Source organism: Trichormus sp. NMC-1 (genome assembly GCF_001858025.1).
Lineage (GTDB): Bacteria > Cyanobacteriota > Cyanobacteriia > Cyanobacteriales > Nostocaceae > Anabaena.
This window is the reverse complement of record NZ_LZQD01000006.1, coordinates 214,385-234,807: the sequence shown is the minus strand read 5'-3', so window position 1 is coordinate 234,807 and position 20,423 is coordinate 214,385. Positions and strand designations below refer to the sequence as shown.

The following is a 20,423-nucleotide window of genomic DNA, read 5'->3' as shown; positions in this document are numbered from 1 at the left end:
TCTCTCATACCCATTACTCGACGACTCTTATTTATCAATGCACTATTTTGTTATTCTGTCAATGCGTAAGTCCTAGATATGACCTTCCGCATCTGGCTGAAATTGAACAGTTTCAAACTGACTCGTATCAGTAAAATTGGAAAACTTAGGTAAGCGATTGCGGAAATATTCACCATTAGGAGTACTCATAATAATATATCCTCCCGGCTTTAGCATTTGAGCTATTTTTATTAAAAATTGATCTGGATGGGCAACATGTTCAATAACTTCATTAATTAATATGACATCAAATAATGATTCAAAATTAATAGTAAAAATGTCCCCGGCTACATAGTGTATTTGTCCATGTTCCCACTTCAGTTTTACATAATCAATCAACTCTTCACGCAAATCATTCCACGTCACTTCATAGCCTAGTTCTGCCAGAGACAAACTAAAATTTCCTTGTGCAGCAGCAACATCTAATACTTTTGCTCCTGGCTTGGCAATCTTTTGTACTAAGTCTAAAGTCTGCTTGAAACGATTAGCATAAGCGTAAACATAGCCCAAATTACTACTGGTATCTCCATATATTTCCCATAAATCGTAGGGATAACTATATTTCCAGCTTTTATGCCAATTAGGTTGCGGGGTAACTTTTTTCATTGTTTTTGGGATAGGCGACGTTTTTTAGCGACTTTATAGCTTTGTCAAGCAGGCTTGCTCAAAATTCAGAACAAGCTTGTAGGAATTCTTTTGCTCGTACTTTAGTACTATTGATTTTTATCCATTGATATGATGCCTCTTGTAGCTGCAAATATTCTTCCGTTGTTAGAGAAGAAGTTTTTTCAATAAGTTCCTGATAATTGTGATAGATAATGCAATTAGACTCATTGAGTCCATGCGGAGCGCAGTTTTTGGGTTTTAGGTCAAGGTCTCGAAAGCATAAAACACATCCATTTGCAGCTAGTTCATAATGGCGTAAACAATCCCATCCTCCACGTTTTGTAGTTATCCCAAAACGAGATTGCCTTAAATCAAGATAATATTCTTCTTCAGAAAAAAAACAATAGTTATCAGAACGTATATCAGAAAAAACAGATTCTGAGATATTACTAGCTACCTCTTTATCAACCATATAAACTGGAAAGTCTTTAATTTTACTATTATGTTTTTCTTCCCAAATCTTTTCTTCAGGAATAGAGAAACTAATTGGGATAATGTTCTTGGGATCAGGTATCCACTCGTGAAGCTGAGGCGGTAAAAATTGATCTAATTTACGAGAGTACACCCCATTAAACATTTCTCTTTTAAAGTATTTAAACTGTGAAATCTTAGTAAATAATAACCAAGGACGTTTCAGGAAATTACTATAAGAATAGGGAAATATTGGTGGCGGATCTTGTCCATCCAAAATTGCTAGTTTTTCAGGCTTAACACGGGATGATAACTTCTCAAATAATTGCCATTGTTCCCAAATGTTAGCAATTACAATTAAGTCATAGCTATCTAAGTCTATTTCCCAAAAATATCTAGCTTCAGCTAATTCTGGAATATCTTCTAGAAGACCGTAAAGAGTAAAACCTCCTCCTCGAAGCCTAGACCTAAAGCTATCAGTTAACGGGGCATACATACTGTCGTGTCGTGGGACATCAACGCAGTTCTCTCCTAACAGTACCCGCAGACCGTGAAATAAACCTTCTGATAAATAATCTACACGGTTAGAGTGCAAAAATAATACTTTCATTACAAACTTCCATTTTTTGGTTTAGGTTTTCTATAATTTCTGGATCTCCAGTAACACTTGATATCCAACGAAATTGGCGATCGCATTTATGTTGTTTAGATGTATTGATCATGCTAATTTTTAGGTTAAATTATGGGACTGTAGCAATAACTTGCCGTTTTTGCCAGTGTTCTAAATAAATTTCACTTGTCTGCTGGGCAATTTTTTGCCAACAAAACTGCTGTGACTGCTGCTTTGCCCAAATGCGAGCAGAAGATAACCTTTCGTTGTCATTAAGTAAAGCAACAACTTTCTCTGCCATCTTATCAGTATCACCCCGATCAACTAAATATTCTTCTGGGAGCATCATTGGTGGACCCGGTGCATTATATGCAATGACGGGAAGGGATGCAGCCAGCATCTCCAATACTCCAAATCCAAAACCTTCAATGTAGGAAGGAAATATTCCAAGTGAGCAATCACTTAAAAGACTTGGTAAATCGTTCGGTTCAAAACGAGGAATTACTTCAATTTGATTTCTAATTTTTGGAGGAAAACACTCCAGTACTTCGATATCGGAAGCATATAATCCCTTAGTACCAATTAAACGAAAAGTGATATTGGGAATATGTTGGCAAATATTTTTAACAATCTTAGGGAAGTCACTAGCACCTTTTCGATTATCAAAAGTTCCCACAAAAGCTACTTTTGGTTCTGAAGGCAAGTCACTGGAAACTTGATCAAATAGTGGGCGACGCAGCCGGCTAATTCCCAAAGGAATTACACATATTTTACTTTCTGCTATACCATTTTTAAGCAATTCTATTTTATCATCTTGATTCGATACATTAACTAAGTCAGTTTCTATAAATGTATGATGGGCAATCTGTATATTTTTTTGTGATTGAATTTCATCAAGTTTGGTGATTAGTAAAGATTGTTTGAAGAAAAATTTGAGTTTAGACTTCCAATTTGGTTTTGGCTTTAATAACTTTCTTACCAACTCTGGCTGGAAATGATAGGCAAGCAGTGGACAACGAGCCACCATCAATGTATCAGAGGGAAACTCATCTCTTGGATAAGGTAAATAGCTTTGATCGTAATCAATCACATCATAATTAATAGCATTTATTTTCAAATAATTTCTGAGGCTCTCAGCATAAAGCTTGCGTAACTTGTCACTATTCAAAGACTGAAAATTTTCTCCTAATAGATCAGAAGGGGTAATAAATGTAATTTCCCATTCTAAACATTCTAATTCCTCAGCAAGCTCAACTAGAACTTTAGGCGCACCCAAGGATTTTACCTTTGGGTTATGGCTGCAAAATAGTATTTTCATGAACTGCCTCCTAAGAATTTTTTTTAGTCTGACTAAGTTCTAGTAGTGAATCTTCTAATTCTCATCAATGGCTTATATATTGTATTCTTTTGGGTTCAACTAATATTATAGTTAGCAAAACCACGATAAGTAAGCACTGAATGAACTAACAAGGGAGGTATTCTAGATAAAAAACCAAAAATTATAACTCCATGAATTGTTGATATATCTAAATTCATTAACAGTATAGCTTGCAAAACCAATGTCATTGGTATCTCAATCCAACAATATTCAATCCATGCTTTTGACAAATTAATAGAAATCATGATATCAATAAAAGAATTTACTACTGTCACAATAATTATCATAAACAATTCATTTTTCAGGTGACTATACTTATTTCCTATAATCCAAAGAATCTGCTCAGGAAAAATATAACACACTGTAACCATCAAGATTCCAAATAATAAAAATAAACCTAATATTTGAAAGTAACGACGACGTAAAATGACTACTGACTGACAACGAGAAAAACCAGGTAAAACAATTGTAGCCATTACAGAATTAATAACGGCAAAAATCACACCTATGCGTCCTAAAGCTCCCAATTCAGCAATATTCTGAGTACTGCCAAATATGCTTATCAGAAAAACACTTAATTGGCCTTGAATACAAAAGAAAATACTGTTAGGTAGTGAATGTTTAATTGTTGTAAATATAAATTTACTATCTTCTTGATTTCTAGATACTTGGTTATCAATATTTTCACGAGCCAAGCGTCCCAAAACAAAACGCTGTAATCCTGATGCTAAAGATGCAGATGCAATTGCTACTGTAGCATTCCAAAAACTTAAGTACCCTAATCCTAACAATATGAGTCTGGAAATTGCTGAAAAAATATCTAGATTCTGAATTCGATTAATTTGAGAATGGAGACGAGGTACTACTATTAGTACACCATTAGTTAATTGAAAATTCAGCCCTAGTAATACCACAATCGTTATCAAAACTGCATAACCTATTGAAGCACCATTACGAATCAACATCCAAATTAAAATTGGTGTGACGACAGAGATGGAAATTGCCGCTAAATAGTAGCGGAAACGCATTGCAGTATTAATTAACTGACCAAAACGATAACGATCTTGCCAAACTTTTCCTCCAATAGCAGAAAGGCTAATACTGATGCCAGAATCAGCTAGTATATTCATTGTTGATAGCATCGAATTAGCAATTGTGTAATAGGCATATTCTCGCTGTTCTAAAGTACGAACTATGAAAATTCCACTAGCGAGGGTCAAAGCTTGAACTATAATTTGCACAGAGACAAATTTGCCCAGTAATTTAGTCCAATGAACAAAATTTGCAGGTAAAGACATCTACTCACTCGTCTCTTCTTATTAGTAGACAGTCAATTTTCATTTAGATAAATCCACAACCTTCACTTAGTATTACTCTAAACTAAGGTTAAAGTACTTCCTTATACTTGTCAATCCGTTAATTTTACTACTTTTATTGAACGGTCTGCATAAGTTATAGCAGGTGACAGGGAACAGGTGACAGGTAACAGTCTGAAAAGTCTTTTGGTGTCTATGTTTTATAATCAGTTGGTGTCCTAACCGCCCTGTCTGTTGCTATACTATAGAAGATATGTGTGCAGAAATCAAAATAATCCTGTTCACTAAAAGTTTCAAATTAATTAAGCGGGTTTCCAAGTACCGTGAAAGCTGTGGGGAATAACGCTGGGTAAACCTAGTTTACAAACAGGTTCATCGTTCAAGTGTTGGCTCTCGAATATCCAAACCTCGCTACTATTGGTATTACCATCGTAAACCACTGTTAAAATCCAACTTTGCTCAGGGTTTTGATTGTCTTGTGCTGGGAGAGGTTCACAAGGATAGCGATTTTCACCCAAGTCTGCTTCCGACAGAGTTCCAGTTTGATGATCAAAACGAGCAATACCGTTTAATATTTCCCCCGCAACATCTGTTCCTTCCCGAAAAATAGACATATAACTATAGCGAGAAAACTTACCCACATTTTGCGGTGGAACATTAGGAAATTCACAACTTCTATTTAATAGAGTTTCAATTCCCGTCACTTTCCCTGTTTGCGGATTAAGTTGTACCCGCGTCAACGTGGTTTTAGCAACTGTTTGAGTTTCTCCAGATGCAACCTCTTTTAAAAATTGATTAGTTTGAAAATCTGCATAACGAGAAAAATCTACAATCACCGTACCACTATCATCAATATAACCATTACCAAAATGCCATTGAAACCAAGGTTCTGTAATTCCTTCACTCACTAAAGATAAGGTTTCTCTATCAATTACTAAAATCTTAGTTCCTTTTTGTGGTAGCCATTGCAGCGAATCACTGTAACTACTAATTCCCAACAAAATAGGCCAAACATTTAAATGTACCGCAGGCGCAAAAAATATTAAATATTGTCCCGCTAAAACAAAATCATGTATGACAGGAAAACCTGCTAATGTCAACTTTGCTGTTTTCAAAATCTTGCCTGTTAAGTCACTTTTGTAGATACTTAATATCGCATTTGCTCCCGGACTCACACCAAAATTAAAAATTTCCCCTGTTGTATAATCAACTTTAGGATGTGCAGAATAAGGTTGTTTTTTCTCTAAACCATCTAAATTATCTAATCCTTGTGTTTCTAAAGTCTGCAAATCTAATGCATAAGGATTATCACCTTCCCACAATGCCAGCAGTTTATCAGGTAATGCCAAAACAGAAGTATTTGCAGCGTGCTTAACAGGTTTACGCCATTGATTCCAAATGGGACCAGGTGCAGTCATGCCATAATTACCATATAGTAATTTACCCGCCGCAGTTTCTTCTTGATAACCAGCAGTCTGCACATAGCGATAAACCCCAGTTGCACCAGCATCAGTAAAATGGACAGCTAAAATAGCACCATCTCCGTCAAACCAATGTCCTACTGACACACCACCCCGTTCTAGTCGCGCTGCACCATTGCGGTAAAGAGTACCCCGCAAACCATCAGGGATTTTACCCGCGATAACAGGTAATTGCGTGGGAGGAAATTCAGTTGCAGGTTGAGATATGGCTTTTGACCAAGTTTTTTGAGTTGACTTTTTATCAATTGTTTGCATAGTTCTAAAATTAGAGATTTTCTAGAAATTCTGTAACAGTCAGTTTCTATCTTTATTTATCTAAACACGGACATCCTAAATGCACACACAACTTTTGACAATGTTGAGTTACCTGTGGCTGTAGATTAGAGATAGTGATGGGATTAGACGGTAAGCTTGTGGCAAAGGATCTACCTGAGTGTATTTCATCCCACAGCGATCGCATTTGTAAACCCCGACCTTTACCAGGTGCATGAATGCCAAAACCAGAAATGATACTGCACCAAACAGGCCGAAAATGCCTAATTAGCACAGACTCACCCCAAGCTACTAAATCTACAGCCATTGCTACTACTGTAAAGTGAAAATCAGCAATATCAAGATTATTAACTTGGCGAATAGAATTTCTATGTTCTCTTAAACGACCAATTAAACCACCTGCAATAGTTCCTGTTCCAGTCCGCTTCCCTGGATTTTCTGCTTTGCCAATATAAATTGGCAGACAACAAGAATTTTGATTAGCGTAAGCTATAGCTGAGTAAAGCGGAAATTCTCCCCTGTAATAAAGTAAATAGACACCAACATAGCCAGCTAACTCTTCTTTGAGTTCTTCTAGTTCAGTTAGTGGATAACAATGCTGTCTAGCTTGAAACTCAATTAACTGCTCACGTAGTGTTGGAGGTGCTTGAAAGACTTCTAATGGCATGAAAAATTGTAACTATAAATAACTAGACAGCAGTCTTAATTTTGAGCCGAGAGTCAACTTTTTGTAAATGGGTATGGATGCTAGTAGCGATAATATAAGCCAGGGTGACAGGTACAGCATTACCAATTTGACGCATGGACTCACCCCAAGCGCCGGGAAAGTAGTAATCATCAGGGAAAGTTTGCAATCTTGCAGCCTCACGTACCGTAAAATAGCGGACTTGTCCATCAGGGAAAGCAAGCATATTTTCACCACCGGGGACACCATGTACACCTGCTTTGAGAGTTTTGGCTGGTTCATCCCAAGGGCTACCTGTATGACCTGGATAGCTTTTAGCACCGGGAATGTAGATATGATTGGGAATTTTTACTGCTAAAGTAGTTTTTTCAGATAGTGGTAAGTTGGCGATCGCATCTCTCACAGTCAGCCAAGGAGAAGTTATGCTACCAATTAAACTCGCTCCCTTCCGTTGATAGCTACTGCGTATTTTTTTGGGCATTTCTGGGCGATATAACTTAGCAATACCGTGATGTTCCCAGTATTCACCTGTCACCCATTTATGCCAAATCAGCGCCTCTTCTGTATGGGTTGGTTCAGGAAAAGACCAGTTAGCTTGTAAATCGGAACGGAAACCAACAATAAACACTCGTTCACGTTTCTGTGGTACTCCATAATCAGCTGCATTTAACAACCGCCACATCACCCGATAACTAAGTTCATCCTTGATATTACTGCGTTGATGTTGCTGAAGTCTTACTAAATGATCAGCCCAAGATTCATCAGCCTTGGGTTGCACTTCAGGATAATTTAACTGTAAAAGAATATACTCAAAATAATTAATAAAATTAGGTCGCACTAAACCACGGACATTTTCAACTAAAAAAGCTTTAGGACGTAATTCCCGCACAGCGCGGAAAAATTCGGGAAACATATCCCGTTTATCTAAATAACCATTATGGTTGCCACCAATAGAAAAAGGCTGACAAGGTGGACCACCTGCTAAAAGGTCTATTTCTCCTCTCACATTGGAGTAGTCAAAATCAGCCACATCCATTTGATGGAGACACCAGTCACTCACAAGTTGCATCCCTCTCTGCTGATTTTCACGGATGGTGTGACAACTATGTTTATCTCGTTCCACAAGTGCTTGATGATGGAAGCCAGCGCGATCGCATCCCATCGCTAGACCTCCAGCACCTGTAAATAACTCTAGTGATTTGAATTTAGACACGAACTATAAAATCTATAACAATTTCAAAACATATTGATGATATATCTAACTTGCAGTCAGTGAATATAAAAAAATCTAGTTAAATCTTATTATCCACAATTAAACCCAATTATGACAACCAAAACCACCTTCAACTCCTGGGTAACTTGTCCCCAACCCAACCCCCAAGCCAAATTACGCTTATTCTGCTTACCCTACGCAGGAGGTAGCGCAATGGTATTTCGCACCTGGCCTAATGATTTACCCCCCACTATCGAAGTGTGTCCTCTAGAACTTCCTGGAAGGGGAAGACAAATGAACTTACCTCCCTACACAAAAATGCAACCTTTGGTAAGGGAAATAGCCCAAAATCTCACCCCATATCTAGATAAACCCTTTGCTATTTTTGGTCATAGTATGGGTGGACTTGTCAGCTTTGAATTAACTCGTTTACTACGGTCAGATTATAATTTAACTCCATTACATTTATTTATATCTGCTCGCAATGCTCCACAACTTCCTCGTACAAGAAAACCGATTTATAACTTACCAGATGCAGAGTTTTGGCAAGAAATCCGTAATTTCAATGGTACTCCTGATGATGTTATAGAAAATCAAGACATTATCCAACTTTTTCTCCCTATTCTCCGGGCTGATTTTACAGTTTTAGGTACATACATTTATACAAATCAACCGCCTCTTGATTGTCCTCTGAGTGTTTTTGGTGGTTTACAAGATAAAGAATTTAATGATTATGAGTTAGAAGCATGGCGTGAACAAACTACTGCCTCTTTTTCATTACAAATGCTTGAAGGTAATCACTTCTTTATTCGCTCTAACCAAAATCTTTTACTGAGAAGCATAGCTCAACAGTTAGAGTAAAAATATTTTTTATATCCATAATTCTACCTCAGATAGATGTTGATATAGCGGTATACACTTGAATGAGATACATCATAGCCCCCTCATCGCTTGCGGGGAGGACGTTGGGGTTGGGGTTCTTGAGATACATCATAGCCCCCTCATCGCTTGCGGGGAGGACGTTGGGGTTGGGGTTCTTGAGATACATCATAGCCCCCTCATCGCTTGCGGGGAGGGAAACATCAAAAAGATGTTATTAAATTTGTTACCAAACACATTTGCTAAAATAAGGCTACAGCGGTTTCCGCTCTTTTGAGATACATCATAGCCCCCTCATCGCTTGCGGGGAGGGGGTTGGGGGTGGGGTTCTTGTATATCACTCAACCGAGAACCGCTATATTATTACTTTTAGCTATAATTTTCAACAGACTTAACAATCTATATCTGGAATAAAATTAGAAATATTTACAATTACCCTAAAAGGGGATTTATTATTTTTTCGTAAGTATTCAGGATAGAGAATACAGAAGAAGCTACGCAGACCTGTGGTTCTGGAGAATAAAGACTTTTTTACTCAACTTTGATGATTTTGATAAAATCTCAGTTCTCTCTATTCTTCATTTCATAAGCATTCTGAACCAAAGGTCTGCGAAGCGTCTCCTGACTCCTGACTCCTGAATTCTTACATTTTTTCAATAATTTAAATTGTAAAGGATTGTGAAAAAAGCTTACAGGTACGGCTATTGCGATTCCCATAGCTATAAAACCGAACCCACTGAATTTATCTCCTAGTGTTATTGTTTAAGTAGGAAGCTAAAGATTAAGCTTCAGGCATGAAAAGATTTAAAAAAGTATGACCGTTGTTTGCCATCGATGAAGCTTGAAATTCAGCCTCCACAAGCCAAATTAGAGGATTGTACAGGAGATAGATATGGCACTTATTCGTTGGGACCCACTCCGGGACATTGAACGCCTAGAACCATTCCGCGAACTTGAACGTTGGGACCCACTCCGCGAAATGGATACCCTACAACGGCGCATGAATCGTTTGTTTGAAAGAATTATACCAACTGATGGGGGTGAAAGAGGAGGAATTACCTTTATTCCTTCTGCTGAACTTGAAGAAACTGATGATGCATTTAAATTGAGACTAGAATTACCTGGTCTGGAAGCGAAAGATGTAAATGTGGAAGTAACCCCTGAAGCTGTTTCTATTACTGGTGAAAGGAAATCTGAAACCACAACAGAAAGAGAAGGTTACACTCGTTCTGAATTTCGTTATGGCAAATTCCAACGGGTAATTCCTTTACCTTCCCTTGTCCAACATGAACAAGTACAGGCTGAATATAAAGATGGTATTCTGCGGTTAAACTTACCAAAAGCAGAACCAGAAAAACAAAAAGCGTTTAAAGTTAATCTTGGTTAATTTGTCAGTAGTTTCTGATTTGTAAAAACCCAGATTCTCATTTCTCGTTTTCTCGTTCCCATACTCTGTATGGGAATATTCTCGTTCCCATACTCTGTATGGGAATGAATTCAATAAGGCTCTGCCTTTCCTTGTATAGCCGTGGACAGGGTGGTTAGGACATCAATTGATAGATAATGAAACTCTCACTGCAAGACGCGAAACTCAGCAATGCTCAACTTTTGGTCGAAATATAGGAATCCGGTTTGATTCCTGTTCGCGGTAGCGTGCCGTAGGCATATTTACTCGTAGAGGCAGGGAACTCTTAACAGGGAACTCTTAACAGAAAAGAAGGAATATAAGGTGTACTGAGTTTGTAAGCGCAAAGCGCAGGCTGCGCCAACAAAAATCAAATATTATTCCTATACAACTATCCCGGTGAAGAAATCAGAAATCTTTTCAACTGCGGCTGATGGTCAAAATAATGTAGAAACAACTAAAAGATTTGGGTGATAAGGTAAGCGCAGCTGATAAAAGCCGAGTTGAAGGACTGGTGAAGGATTTGCGAGAAGCCATTAACCAAGATAACTTTGAGCAAATTAAGTCTATTAGCAGTGAGTTACAGCAAGTCTTGATGCAAGTCGGTAGCGCAGTTTATGCCCACGCGGGAACCGCCAATGGAAGTGGTGAACCACAAAGTAGTCGAGGTGAAGATGTGATAGATGCTGATTTTGTGGAAAATAAGTAAAAAAAAGGATGAATCATAAATTACAAAGGATAAACAACTTCATCCTTCTATTTCATCCATTAGGAGGATGCTTTTAAACCTTATTTATCCAGATTATCAGTAAGCAGAGATGAACAAGTAGAAAGACTTAATTCAATACGAAGTTTCAGTGTCAGGCAAACTTAATACAGCGGAACAATCCCAGGGGCTGAGATTGCTTCGCTGTTTATTGTTGACAATTAAAGTTTGTATCTTATGCTGGGCTTTTATTTTAATGATTTGAAGAAAAGTTGCACTAAAACACACACTGATGTAGTTTCGTTTGCTTGAATAGCTATATTAAGAGGACTGAAATTTGTAATTCTTAATTATGGCTACTAAAACCATTGATGTTAGGGAATATACTGTCAGAGCGCATAAAAGACAGATTCATACTCGTGTCTTCAATTTTGTCTGTAAAGAATGTAATCAGCCGACTAAACGCGAAACTTTTGGACCCCGACCCTTATATTGTGAAATCTGTCGCCCTCCCCAAGCACCTAAAAGATCGCCCCAAGAATCTAAAAAGGCAAAACCTCGCCCAATGTCTTATCAAAGCGACATAAATCTAGAATGAATGATTGATTGAAGTGATATGAATCCCAAAGAACAGCTACAACCACCTTCAGACGTATTTATCAAGCCATTGTTGGAATTACGAGACTATTATGCTGGTCTTACACAAGAATACCAACGGTTATTTATAGAGGCGCGATCGCAACTTGATCATGCGGAAGCTTTGTTGTCTAATTGGTCTTATGAAAATGATCATGATCAGTTTTCACAACTTGAAAATGCGAATCAAGAAGGGTCACTCTTGTTTCTGTCATCAGATAACAATTCTGACTTAGACTTTTTGGAGTCTATAGAATCAGAACTTTCCAACTTAGATCAATTGGAGATAGATTATCCAACTTCTCCGACTACAGAGAAAGAAGATTCTCGGCTTCCCAATCTCCCCTCAGAAAACGATGATCATTTCATCAAGAGGGCAGAAGTGCCGATGCTACCCCAATATCATCCTCTAACTCGGATGGAAGCTCTCAAAAAGCTATTGCATGAATATGCTGGTACTGTGTGCCATATAGATTTTATTGTGCGATCGCTTTATGGCGAGTTGGAGCCAACTATCTTCAGAGTAGTCAAAGGTAGAGTCCAATCCTCTCTCACCCAAGGCAGAGAAAGGGGTTACTGGTCAGCTATTCCCAATGAACCTGGTTGTTATACTCTGGTTTTAAGTTTGTTAGCTCCCAATCATCACCATGCATTCGCTCAGAGTGTCAAAACCCGAAAGAAAAAATCTTTCATTTTACCTAAGAGCGAAGTAGTACCCATGCTCAGAGCTTTTGCTGGTCAATTTTTGATTGATGCTATCACCTCTTTCTTACAGCAAAATCCTGGGCAAATTTTCAGCGTCAATGAAATAGTCAATGGAATTTATGGAGACATTGATTCTCAGCAACTCAGAGAAGTAAAAAACAAAGTTCTGAATGAATTATCTAGAGGTCATCGGACTGGAAGATTCTCTAGAGTTCCTAACCAAATTGGCTTCTATACTTGGGATGCCAATACCATTCTTCAGAAAACTTCTCGCTGAACAATCTTGAAAATGAGGCGTGCTATTTTATAGCGATAGTTCCAGGAGGCAGGACAAGAGGACACGGAGACACGGAGACACGGAGACACGGGGACACGGGGACGCGGAGATATGGGACAAGAAGACACGGGGATAGGGGGAAAGAGTTGACTGTCAGAAGACAATCTCTCTTTCTCACCGCGTCTCCCCATCACCGCGTCACCGCGTCCTCTTCTTCCCCATCACCCCATCACCCCATCTCCCCATCTCCGCGTCCCCGCGTCACCCCATCTCCCCATCACCCAATCTCCCCATCCCCGCGTCACCCCATCTCCTTCTGATAGATTTAAAAATTAAAAAGTAACTTGTTCACCAGGATTAGGCGCAATTACCTGTGTTGACAAATTGTTTTTCTCTAATAAAGCTCGAAATTCCTCAACACTTCCCTGAGTTTGGATGAACTTATTTAACAATCCCTCAAATAACACATCCCCTCCAGCAGCTGTAGGTAACATGAGTTGAGGTTGCAACCACTTGGCTACTTCTAAAGCACTATTCATACCTTTAATAATCGGACCGAGGACAGGTAAACCCAAGCCAATCATAGGAGTAATCACTACATCAACTGGTGCAAGTTGCTTCAGTTGCGGTGAATGATATCCATGAGGCTCGTAATAGAGAGTTAAATTACTCGCCAACTCTTTGAGCAGATAAGCGTTTTCTAAGACAGTGGGGCCAATGGGAGAGCCAGGAAGAGCTTTAATTTCTACTTGATCATTCAATGTGAAATTTTCACCATGAGCTAGGGTGATAACTTGGGTGTAACCCAACTGCTCTACTACTTTGGCCGCATTGGGAGAAGCTACAACCTGAATATTCCGGTCAAGTTGCTTGAGGGTGGGAGGGTGAGCATGATCTTCCAAACCCTGAGATAACAGAATCAAGTCAATATTTTCTGGTATCGGCCTCTCTTGAAGTCGAGAACCTTTAAATAACCAATCCAAATTGCCGAAAGTTAAAGAACCAACTAACCAAGGGTCAATTAGAATCCGTTGTCTGCCAATTTCCATCAGCCAACTATTGCTGTCTAACCAAGTGAAGTACATAGCCGCCTAGGTTGTAAGATTAATGCCTGTTCTAATTATGAATTGTTTGGGGATTGGGGTGATGGGGAGACGCGGGGACAGAGAAAAAACAGTAGGGGTTTAGCATTGCTAAACCCCTATTAACCGCTGATTGCTACTGTATGTCTATTTTTCTTTTGCGCCCAACATCTGTAAAAGTTTGTCTACATTATCTAAATCGCCAACAATTCGCCGAATTGGTTGAGGCCAAACCTTCACTAGGGTGGGAGTTGCGGAAACTTGATTGATTTCGGCTTGTTCTGGATGTGTTAAAACGTCAATTACTTTGAGAGTGTAAGGATATCCAAGCGATCGCTCTAGTAATTCGTGTAAATTTTCCAAAATCCGTTCAGTGGCTCCGCTATGACCAGCCACAAACAGGCGCAGGACATAGCCTTGAGTATTGAGTGTTGTCTGTGGTGCAGTTATCACTCTTTGCGGGTATTGTGGTGTCACCTCAGCAAGGTCTAAGCGGACAATTAAGTCATGGTCTTCCCAAAGCTGGGGGAATGAGGAGCGATAAGTTGCCAACACTATGCGATCGCACAATCCTTCCTGCCAAGGCGCTGTTTGCCATACTAGCTCCCCCGTACCAAAAATAGCTTTCAGCACTGTCTGGTGGCGAATAACAGCCGGATAAGCTTCCGCAAAGGTCTGCACTTGTTGCGTGCGTGGATTGAGCCAGTGATCAATGGTTGCTGTATAACAAGGCACTAAAAAATGTGGCGGCTCTGGTAAATCTAGCATTTCTTGCAAAGCCGCACACAAATGTAAATGCCATCGTCCCTGTTTACTAGGGTCAATGCAATAAATTAAATCGCCTCCAGGTGTAAACAGAGCAATCCCTTTGAACAACTGGGGTCTAGATAGTTTGTCTGTAGTTAACTTGATCACAGTGTCTGGGGACTAGGGTGGTGGGGAGATGGGGTGGTGGGGAGATGGGGAGATGGGGACGCGGGGACGCGGAGAGGGAGACACGGAGACACGGGGAAAATGACCAATGACCAATGACCAATGACCAATGACCAATGACCAATGACCATTAAACACGTCCTCGAAGGAATTGTGCCATTTCATTGGGAGTTGGTGACATTTCCAAGGCGGTTTCTTCAGTAATACGACCTTCTTGGTACAAATTGAGTAAGGACTGATTCATAGTCACCATGCCATCAAAGCTGGCTTGCTTCATCAATTCAGCAATTTCATCATATTTGCCATCTTTAATCCATTCTTTCACAGCTTCGGTGTTAATCAGGACATCGTGGAAGGCTGCTCGTTTACCATCTGTTGTGCGACACAAACCTTGGGCAATCACTGACACTAAAGACTCGGAAATTGCTACCCGCATTGCATCCTGTTCCTCACCTGAGTAGAGATTCAGAATCCGCTCAATAGTTTTGACAGCACTATTGGTGTGCAAGGTTCCCATAACCAAGTGACCAGTTTGAGCCGCTTTTAGGGCAGTATTGACTGTCTCTTTATCCCGCATTTCCCCGACCAGAATCAAATCTGGGTCTTCCCGTAAAGCTGCTTTGAGGGCGTTGTCAAACTTCCGGGTGTGCATTCCCACTTCCCGCTGCTTGACTAAGGACTTGCGGCTTTGGTGGACAAATTCAATTGGGTCTTCAATGGTGATAATGTGCTTAGGCATTTCTCTGTTGATGTAGTCAACCATCGCTGCCATTGTCGTAGATTTACCTGAACCAGTGGGGCCTGTCACCAAAATCAACCCTTTGTGATAATGGCAAATATCCCGAAAAACTGGAGGTAATCTCAATTGATCCATAGACAAGATTTTGAGCGGAATTAACCGCAGCACCATTGCATAGCCTCTGAGGGTGTCAAAAACATTAATCCGTACACGGGCAAATTCGTACTGCGTCGCACCGTCAAATTCTAGGTTGTCTTGAAACCTCTGAATTTCTCCATCGCTCATAATCTCCCGTAACCAACTCATAAAAGTTTCTTTATCGGTTTCTGGATAATTGGTGGTTTCAATTTCTCCTCGATTACGGAAGCGGGGTATTTCTCCAACACCTAAGTGAACGTCAGAAAATCCCTGATCAAAAGCTTCTTGAATTAACTGTGCTAAGGTCATCCCCACAGGCTTTTTGGGAGTAGCCATAGCCATAGGCATTGGTGGTGGTGCAGGAGGACGTTGGGCGGCAGCAGGCATACCTGGTGGTTGGGGATTGTTAAGTGCAGTAGGATTATTAGTCCTCTCTGTTGACATCTGCAACGTTTTTGTCGGTTGGTGCTGTACAGATGATGTTGGCAGTGGTGGCGGTAGTGGTGGCAGATTGCGGGGTTTTGATTCTGTCATATAAGGAAGGAGTGCAAAATAAATTATCTAGTTAGGGCAAGGAATAGGGAATAGGGAATAGGGAATAGGGAATTAATTCCAATACAGCAGATTGCAGATCAATGAGGTACAGAATCAAAATTGAAACCTAGACACCAAGCCAGTTTTACTCCTGACTCCTGTACGGGCGTATTGCAATACGCCCCTACTCCTGAATTCTGCTGTATTTATCGATGGTGTAGAAATTCTTTACCCAATATAACCTTGTTTTACACCGATTAATCTTCCGTAATATTCCGCAAATAATTAGAAACTTGCTTGTATTTAATCGCACTAAATATAGGATTAGCCCTGTTTTAAAGTTTTAAATGACAATAAATGAGAAATTTTTCATAGTTCATAAATACAGTTTGCAACCACAATCAGGAACAGATAAATTTTTCAGCCCTGTCTGAGAATTATGAGAGGTAGTCTGAATTATTATAAGAAATGTTAAGCTATCTTGAAGTCAGGTTCAGAGAATCAATGGTTTGCTCTCATACCCAAAAGGGTATATTCCTAAAGACTTATACCAAAACCATCCTGACTCCTGAAACCTGAATTGGACTAGACATTCATAATTACCAAAAACTAACTGTAAAGTTTAGTAAAGAAATGCTCATTTTTCCAGCAGGGTTCTATATACTGGATTTCACTGAAGTCAATTTAGTTAACTCGCAAACAGCGAGAAACGACTGAAAGTAAAATTTTAAACTTTGCTGTGTAATTTGGGAGGAAAAGTCATGGTTTTGGCTGAAAGCTCTAATCAAGGAAAGACCTACTCCTTGTTAATGATGAAAAGCTTTTTGATATGGACTTTCACATTGGCAGTCTGCTTACTAGTGGTTGGTTTTCCATTAGTTGTGGTAATGGCTACGGTCGGATGCCTGTTATCGATTGTTTTGCAATCTGTAATGCCTGTTAGTGCAGTGCTACTGGTGGCAGGTGGTTTAATCATGTTCAATGTTATGACAGTGTTGATTATGGCTGGTGTGCTGACTGCTAAAGGTGTTCATCCCAAAGAGGTCAGATGGTTAAGCTGGCTTCATGGAGAGGAAGACAAAGCGCAGACTACTGTTTTTGCAGCTTGTCCCTTAACTTGCGAACTCAAATAGTTAACATTGTTAAACTCGATGAACAGTGCATCTGCCCGGTTAAGCCGGGTTTTTTCATGTTGGTTTTTTGTCAGTTATCAGTTATCAGTTGTCTAATGACTAATGACTAATAACTCATGACTAATCAAAACCGAGTTGGTATTATTTTAGGTACTCGTCCCGAAGCGATTAAACTAGCGCCGGTAATTCAGGTTTTCCAAGGTTCTCCAGATTTGGAATTACAGGTAATTCTGACTGGACAACATCGAGAAATGGTTGAACAGGTGATGCAGTTGTTCAACTTAAAGGCAGATCATAATCTGGAGATTATGCAGCCTAAACAATCTCTGAATGATATTACCTGCCGGAGTTTACAAGGTTTAGAAGCGTTATTTATAGAACAAAAGCTAGATTTAGTTATAGTCCAGGGAGACACGACAACAGCTTTTGCGGCGGCGTTGGCAGCTTTTTATCAAAAAATTCCTGTAGGTCATGTGGAAGCAGGGTTAAGAACTGATGACTTATTTAATCCTTATCCCGAAGAAGCTAATAGAAGATTAATTTCCCAAATAACACAGTTACATTTTGCTCCCACCTCCCTCGCGGTGGCAAATTTGCAAGCTTCTGGTGTGTTGGGAGAAATTCATCTGACGGGTAATACGGTGATTGATGCATTGTTGAATGTAGCCGCAAGTCACCCAGCTTGTAATATACCGGGTTTAAACTGGGATGAATATAGGACTATACTGGTAACAGTGCATCGTCGCGAGAATTGGGGAGAACCACTGCAAGCGATCGCACAAAGTTTTTTACAGATTTTAGATAAATTTCCTGATACAGCCTTATTACTGCCCTTACACCGCAATCCCACAGTTAGAGAACCATTGCAGCAGTTGTTAGGTAATCATCCGCGCATATTCTTGACAGAACCCTTAGATTATGGTCAATTAGTAGGGGCAATAGAGCGATCGCACTTATTATTAACAGACTCCGGTGGTTTACAAGAAGAAGCACCCAGTTTAGGTAAACCCGTTTTGGTTCTCAGAGACACCACAGAAAGACCAGAAGCAGTTACCGCAGGTACAGCTAAATTAGTGGGAACTGAAACTAGGAGTATTGTTGCTGCTGCAAGTGAGTTATTAAGTAACCCTGAAGCATACACAGCAATGGCTAATGCAATTAATCCCTTTGGTGATGGTCATGCAGCAGAACGCATTTTGGAAATAGTGAAAAATTATTTGGGGTAAAAATTAAGATACTCAGACTTATGCATTGACCAATCTATCCAGAATCACCCCACCCCCGTTTTACTAACGTAAAACTTCCCCTCCCCTCTTGAGGGGAGGGGACTAAGGGGTGGGGTAGAACGGCTGTGGGAAAACCGTTTGAGCTTAAGTTGATACTCATGAGCAATGCGCTTTACCCCTACAACACTCAAAACCCCTCCACAAAACAGAGAGGAGGGGATTCAAAAGGTACTTTTAACGGGGAGGGGTTCTTCAGCAATAGTAAGTAATCAACTGAACATGATATCCCCAATCACCTCTAACTAATACCTAAAGCGCTACGAGTTGCAGGGCCAACTACACCATCGACAAGGAGATTATTACGACGTTGAAAATTACGGACTTGATGAGCAGTATTGGGACCAAAAACACCATCAACTCTTATCCCTAAAGCTCTTTGAACCACTCTCACGCGCTCACCTCTGGCTCCCTGTGCTAATAAAACTCGACCCCCAACACCAGGAGTAGGACGATTGGGAGATGTCCCTGGATTTATCCCAATCCATCTTTCAGCCACATAATATCCTTTGTAACGTCCTGAAGTAATTTGAGCAAAACCATTACTCACATTCCCCGTAGACCCAATATTTGTGCCATTAGGTACACAAGCTACAGAGGAGTTACCACCACTAGGACCTCTACGAATATATAAACAACTACCATTAGTGTTGACATATTCTGCGGAAGCCTCTTGAACTTGGGAAACAGCAGCAAGAAAGACAGTTACACCAGCTAAAGCCAACCAAGCAGACGATTTCAGCAGTTTTTGCCAATTGATGACTGGTAAAGTAGGAAGATTTAATTCGATATTTACAGGTGTCTCTTCATTAGCCATATACATATGGGAATAAGCCATATATTCCATGATGCCCCGCTCCTTTATGTAAATAATTGGGATATTACAGACGATTAACTTGTTTTTATCTAGATTTAATCCAGATATATTTTATACTCTTTAATTAGCAGAAAGTTTGATGCCATATTCCGCCCTTTGAACTGTCACATAGGGTGTTTTTGCCGAAATCATAAATTACTAAAATGATAAATAGCCTCAATTCCCAAAGCGCTCAGAAGTATTAAAGTTATCAGAGCGAATTTGATTCCCATAGCGCCACACTTCTACTTTTTCTGGGCTAATTAAGTATGAAAAAGTACCGTTATCTGCTTGATATTTGTCTTTACCAACGTTCCGAGCGGCTATCTTAAAAGGTTTACTGGCATCTTCTTTTAATTGCCCAATGTAAAAGAGTTGACCGTTTTCTTCACAGACTTGGACACGAATCTTTGCCGTCTCACCTGTCATAACTGTAACGCCCGCGCATTCAGTCTCAAAATTTACGGGATTAATATTGACGGGAATTGGTTGTGGAGGTGAAACTGGTCGCTCTAAAGGTGTTTTAGCCATAATGGAGGCAGGTAATAGGTGTAGAGGATCAACCGCTAAACGACTATTTTGATAAAATTCAAAATGCAAATGAGGGGCTGTACTATTACCTGTAGATCCCATTTCCGCAATTATTTGACCTTGATTGACTTGTTGACCTTTGCTGACTAACAAGCGTCGATTGTGTCCATAGACTGTTAAACTACCATTAGTAGGATGTTTGATCTCAATCACATTACCTAATCCCCAATCATCCCAACCAGCTTTGATAACTGTACCAGATGCAGCAGCGAAAATAGGAGTGCCAATAGCACCGGCGATATCAATTCCCTCATGTTGATATTTACGGAAACCTTGAGAAATAATTCCTTGAGTCGGCCAGATTAAGTCATTACGAAGTAAGGGAGTTGGATTTACTAAGGAAGCTTTGACTGTCTGAGGTGACGCAGAGGTAGTTGTACTTAAAACAAATGTTAAAGATATTAACCCAATCAAGGTATAAGTACAGAACCAAGAAAGAGGATTTTTTGGCATA

Annotated in this window: 20 protein-coding genes and 1 pseudogene; 7 read left to right on the top strand and 14 right to left on the bottom strand. The window is 39.7% G+C overall.

Annotated features, from left to right (window positions below; all coding sequences use genetic code 11):
• Positions 1–72 precede the first annotated feature (72 nt).
• The 8 genes from A9Y75_RS19330 to A9Y75_RS19300 all read right to left on the bottom strand — a co-directional run bounded on the left by A9Y75_RS19330 (position 73) and on the right by A9Y75_RS19300 (position 8,072).
• On the bottom strand, positions 73–645 hold the full coding sequence (locus A9Y75_RS19330) for a methyltransferase domain-containing protein (RefSeq protein WP_083389672.1): 573 nt from the start codon (positions 643–645) through the stop codon (positions 73–75).
• A 58-nt stretch (positions 646–703) separates the two neighbouring features.
• A complete protein-coding gene (locus A9Y75_RS19325) occupies positions 704–1,726 on the bottom strand; it encodes a hypothetical protein (protein WP_071191163.1) in 1,023 nt (340 codons plus the stop codon).
• Positions 1,701–1,838, bottom strand: coding sequence for a hypothetical protein (locus A9Y75_RS28740; protein ID WP_177176245.1), 138 nt, complete (start codon positions 1,836–1,838; stop codon positions 1,701–1,703). The genes A9Y75_RS19325 and A9Y75_RS28740 overlap by 26 nt, the downstream gene beginning before the upstream one ends.
• An 18-nt stretch (positions 1,839–1,856) precedes the next feature.
• Positions 1,857–3,044 carry a glycosyltransferase family 4 protein gene (locus A9Y75_RS19320; protein ID WP_071191162.1) on the bottom strand — a complete coding sequence of 396 codons (1,188 nt, stop codon included), beginning with the start codon at positions 3,042–3,044 and terminating at the stop codon, positions 1,857–1,859.
• Positions 3,045–3,139: 95 nt separating this feature from the next.
• Positions 3,140–4,402: a polysaccharide biosynthesis protein gene (locus A9Y75_RS19315; RefSeq protein ID WP_071191161.1), complete on the bottom strand. Its 1,263-nt coding sequence runs from the start codon at positions 4,400–4,402 to the stop codon at positions 3,140–3,142.
• A 320-nt stretch (positions 4,403–4,722) separates the two neighbouring features.
• Positions 4,723–6,156: a carotenoid oxygenase family protein gene (locus A9Y75_RS19310; RefSeq protein WP_071191160.1), complete on the bottom strand. Its 1,434-nt coding sequence runs from the start codon at positions 6,154–6,156 to the stop codon at positions 4,723–4,725.
• A gap of 52 nt (positions 6,157–6,208) precedes the next feature.
• Entirely contained in the window at positions 6,209–6,841 is a 633-nt protein-coding gene (locus A9Y75_RS19305) for an Eco29kI family restriction endonuclease (RefSeq protein ID WP_071191159.1), read from the bottom strand.
• A gap of 22 nt (positions 6,842–6,863) precedes the next feature.
• Entirely contained in the window at positions 6,864–8,072 is a 1,209-nt protein-coding gene (locus tag A9Y75_RS19300) for a DNA cytosine methyltransferase (protein WP_083389671.1), read from the bottom strand.
• A gap of 111 nt (positions 8,073–8,183) precedes the next feature.
• On the opposite strand from A9Y75_RS19300, the gene A9Y75_RS19295 reads away from it, so the two are divergent.
• The 5 genes and pseudogenes from A9Y75_RS19295 to A9Y75_RS19270 all read left to right on the top strand — a co-directional run bounded on the left by A9Y75_RS19295 (position 8,184) and on the right by A9Y75_RS19270 (position 12,680).
• On the top strand, positions 8,184–8,933 hold the full coding sequence (locus tag A9Y75_RS19295) for a thioesterase II family protein (RefSeq protein WP_071191158.1): 750 nt from the start codon (positions 8,184–8,186) through the stop codon (positions 8,931–8,933).
• 910 nt (positions 8,934–9,843) lie between these two features.
• Entirely contained in the window at positions 9,844–10,338 is a 495-nt protein-coding gene (locus tag A9Y75_RS19285; RefSeq protein WP_071191156.1) for an Hsp20/alpha crystallin family protein, read from the top strand.
• Between the two features lie 469 nt (positions 10,339–10,807).
• Positions 10,808–11,065 (top strand): annotated as a pseudogene (locus tag A9Y75_RS19280) (molecular chaperone DnaK); the annotation flags it as partial.
• A 349-nt stretch (positions 11,066–11,414) separates the two neighbouring features.
• On the top strand, positions 11,415–11,660 hold the full coding sequence (locus tag A9Y75_RS19275) for a hypothetical protein (protein ID WP_071191154.1): 246 nt from the start codon (positions 11,415–11,417) through the stop codon (positions 11,658–11,660).
• Between the two features lie 18 nt (positions 11,661–11,678).
• Complete coding sequence (locus A9Y75_RS19270; protein WP_071191153.1) at positions 11,679–12,680, top strand: hypothetical protein; 1,002 nt, start codon at positions 11,679–11,681, stop codon at positions 12,678–12,680.
• A 332-nt stretch (positions 12,681–13,012) separates the two neighbouring features.
• Here A9Y75_RS19270 and A9Y75_RS19265 read toward each other — a convergent pair whose 3' ends face one another.
• The 4 genes from A9Y75_RS19265 to A9Y75_RS19255 all read right to left on the bottom strand — a co-directional run bounded on the left by A9Y75_RS19265 (position 13,013) and on the right by A9Y75_RS19255 (position 16,106).
• Positions 13,013–13,765 (bottom strand): MBL fold metallo-hydrolase, encoded by a 753-nt coding sequence (locus A9Y75_RS19265; RefSeq protein ID WP_071191152.1) that lies wholly within the window; start codon positions 13,763–13,765, stop codon positions 13,013–13,015.
• A gap of 144 nt (positions 13,766–13,909) precedes the next feature.
• Positions 13,910–14,677, bottom strand: a complete 768-nt coding sequence (locus A9Y75_RS19260; protein ID WP_071191151.1) for a circadian clock KaiB family protein — start codon at positions 14,675–14,677, stop codon at positions 13,910–13,912.
• A 12-nt stretch (positions 14,678–14,689) separates the two neighbouring features.
• Positions 14,690–14,860 carry a hypothetical protein gene (locus tag A9Y75_RS28730; RefSeq protein WP_177176243.1) on the bottom strand — a complete coding sequence of 57 codons (171 nt, stop codon included), beginning with the start codon at positions 14,858–14,860 and terminating at the stop codon, positions 14,690–14,692.
• Positions 14,826–16,106 carry a type IV pilus twitching motility protein PilT gene (locus A9Y75_RS19255; protein WP_071191150.1) on the bottom strand — a complete coding sequence of 427 codons (1,281 nt, stop codon included), beginning with the start codon at positions 16,104–16,106 and terminating at the stop codon, positions 14,826–14,828. The genes A9Y75_RS28730 and A9Y75_RS19255 overlap by 35 nt, the downstream gene beginning before the upstream one ends.
• A 761-nt stretch (positions 16,107–16,867) precedes the next feature.
• On the opposite strand from A9Y75_RS19255, the gene A9Y75_RS19250 reads away from it, so the two are divergent.
• Together A9Y75_RS19250 and wecB are read left to right on the top strand one after the other, a co-directional pair.
• Positions 16,868–17,239, top strand: coding sequence for a hypothetical protein (locus tag A9Y75_RS19250; protein ID WP_071191149.1), 372 nt, complete (start codon positions 16,868–16,870; stop codon positions 17,237–17,239).
• Positions 17,240–17,355: 116 nt separating this feature from the next.
• The gene (gene wecB, locus A9Y75_RS19245) at positions 17,356–18,465 is read left to right on the top strand and encodes a UDP-N-acetylglucosamine 2-epimerase (non-hydrolyzing) (RefSeq protein WP_071191148.1); all 1,110 of its coding nucleotides are present in this window, start codon (positions 17,356–17,358) and stop codon (positions 18,463–18,465) included.
• A gap of 298 nt (positions 18,466–18,763) precedes the next feature.
• Here the strand turns inward: wecB and A9Y75_RS19240 are convergent, their stop codons facing one another.
• Positions 18,764–19,360 (bottom strand): peptidoglycan-binding domain-containing protein, encoded by a 597-nt coding sequence (locus A9Y75_RS19240; protein WP_236721467.1) that lies wholly within the window; start codon positions 19,358–19,360, stop codon positions 18,764–18,766.
• 195 nt (positions 19,361–19,555) lie between these two features.
• A complete protein-coding gene (locus tag A9Y75_RS19235) occupies positions 19,556–20,422 on the bottom strand; it encodes a M23 family metallopeptidase (RefSeq protein ID WP_071191146.1) in 867 nt (288 codons plus the stop codon).
• Position 20,423: the final 1 nt, after the last annotated feature.

Excerpts from the sequence above, each read along its gene's own strand:
- A9Y75_RS19250 (WP_071191149.1), top strand. The coding sequence starts at position 16,868 with ATGGTTTTGGCTGAAAGCTCTAATCAAGGAAAGACCTACTCCTTGTTA.
- wecB (WP_071191148.1), top strand. The coding sequence starts at position 17,356 with ATGACTAATCAAAACCGAGTTGGTATTATTTTAGGTACTCGTCCCGAA.
- A9Y75_RS28730 (WP_177176243.1), bottom strand. The coding sequence starts at position 14,860 with ATGAAATGGCACAATTCCTTCGAGGACGTGTTTAATGGTCATTGGTCA.
- A9Y75_RS19315 (WP_071191161.1), bottom strand. The coding sequence starts at position 4,402 with ATGTCTTTACCTGCAAATTTTGTTCATTGGACTAAATTACTGGGCAAA.
- A9Y75_RS19325 (WP_071191163.1), bottom strand. The coding sequence starts at position 1,726 with ATGAAAGTATTATTTTTGCACTCTAACCGTGTAGATTATTTATCAGAA.
- A9Y75_RS19235 (WP_071191146.1), bottom strand. The coding sequence starts at position 20,422 with ATGCCAAAAAATCCTCTTTCTTGGTTCTGTACTTATACCTTGATTGGG.
- A9Y75_RS28740 (WP_177176245.1), bottom strand. The coding sequence starts at position 1,838 with ATGATCAATACATCTAAACAACATAAATGCGATCGCCAATTTCGTTGG.
- A9Y75_RS19285 (WP_071191156.1), top strand. The coding sequence starts at position 9,844 with ATGGCACTTATTCGTTGGGACCCACTCCGGGACATTGAACGCCTAGAA.
- A9Y75_RS19240 (WP_236721467.1), bottom strand. The coding sequence starts at position 19,360 with ATGGCTTATTCCCATATGTATATGGCTAATGAAGAGACACCTGTAAAT.
- A9Y75_RS19330 (WP_083389672.1), bottom strand. The coding sequence starts at position 645 with ATGAAAAAAGTTACCCCGCAACCTAATTGGCATAAAAGCTGGAAATAT.
- A9Y75_RS19255 (WP_071191150.1), bottom strand. The coding sequence starts at position 16,106 with ATGACAGAATCAAAACCCCGCAATCTGCCACCACTACCGCCACCACTG.
- A9Y75_RS19310 (WP_071191160.1), bottom strand. The coding sequence starts at position 6,156 with ATGCAAACAATTGATAAAAAGTCAACTCAAAAAACTTGGTCAAAAGCC.
- A9Y75_RS19320 (WP_071191162.1), bottom strand. The coding sequence starts at position 3,044 with ATGAAAATACTATTTTGCAGCCATAACCCAAAGGTAAAATCCTTGGGT.
- A9Y75_RS19270 (WP_071191153.1), top strand. The coding sequence starts at position 11,679 with ATGAATCCCAAAGAACAGCTACAACCACCTTCAGACGTATTTATCAAG.
- A9Y75_RS19295 (WP_071191158.1), top strand. The coding sequence starts at position 8,184 with ATGACAACCAAAACCACCTTCAACTCCTGGGTAACTTGTCCCCAACCC.
- A9Y75_RS19275 (WP_071191154.1), top strand. The coding sequence starts at position 11,415 with ATGGCTACTAAAACCATTGATGTTAGGGAATATACTGTCAGAGCGCAT.
- A9Y75_RS19305 (WP_071191159.1), bottom strand. The coding sequence starts at position 6,841 with ATGCCATTAGAAGTCTTTCAAGCACCTCCAACACTACGTGAGCAGTTA.
- A9Y75_RS19265 (WP_071191152.1), bottom strand. The coding sequence starts at position 13,765 with ATGTACTTCACTTGGTTAGACAGCAATAGTTGGCTGATGGAAATTGGC.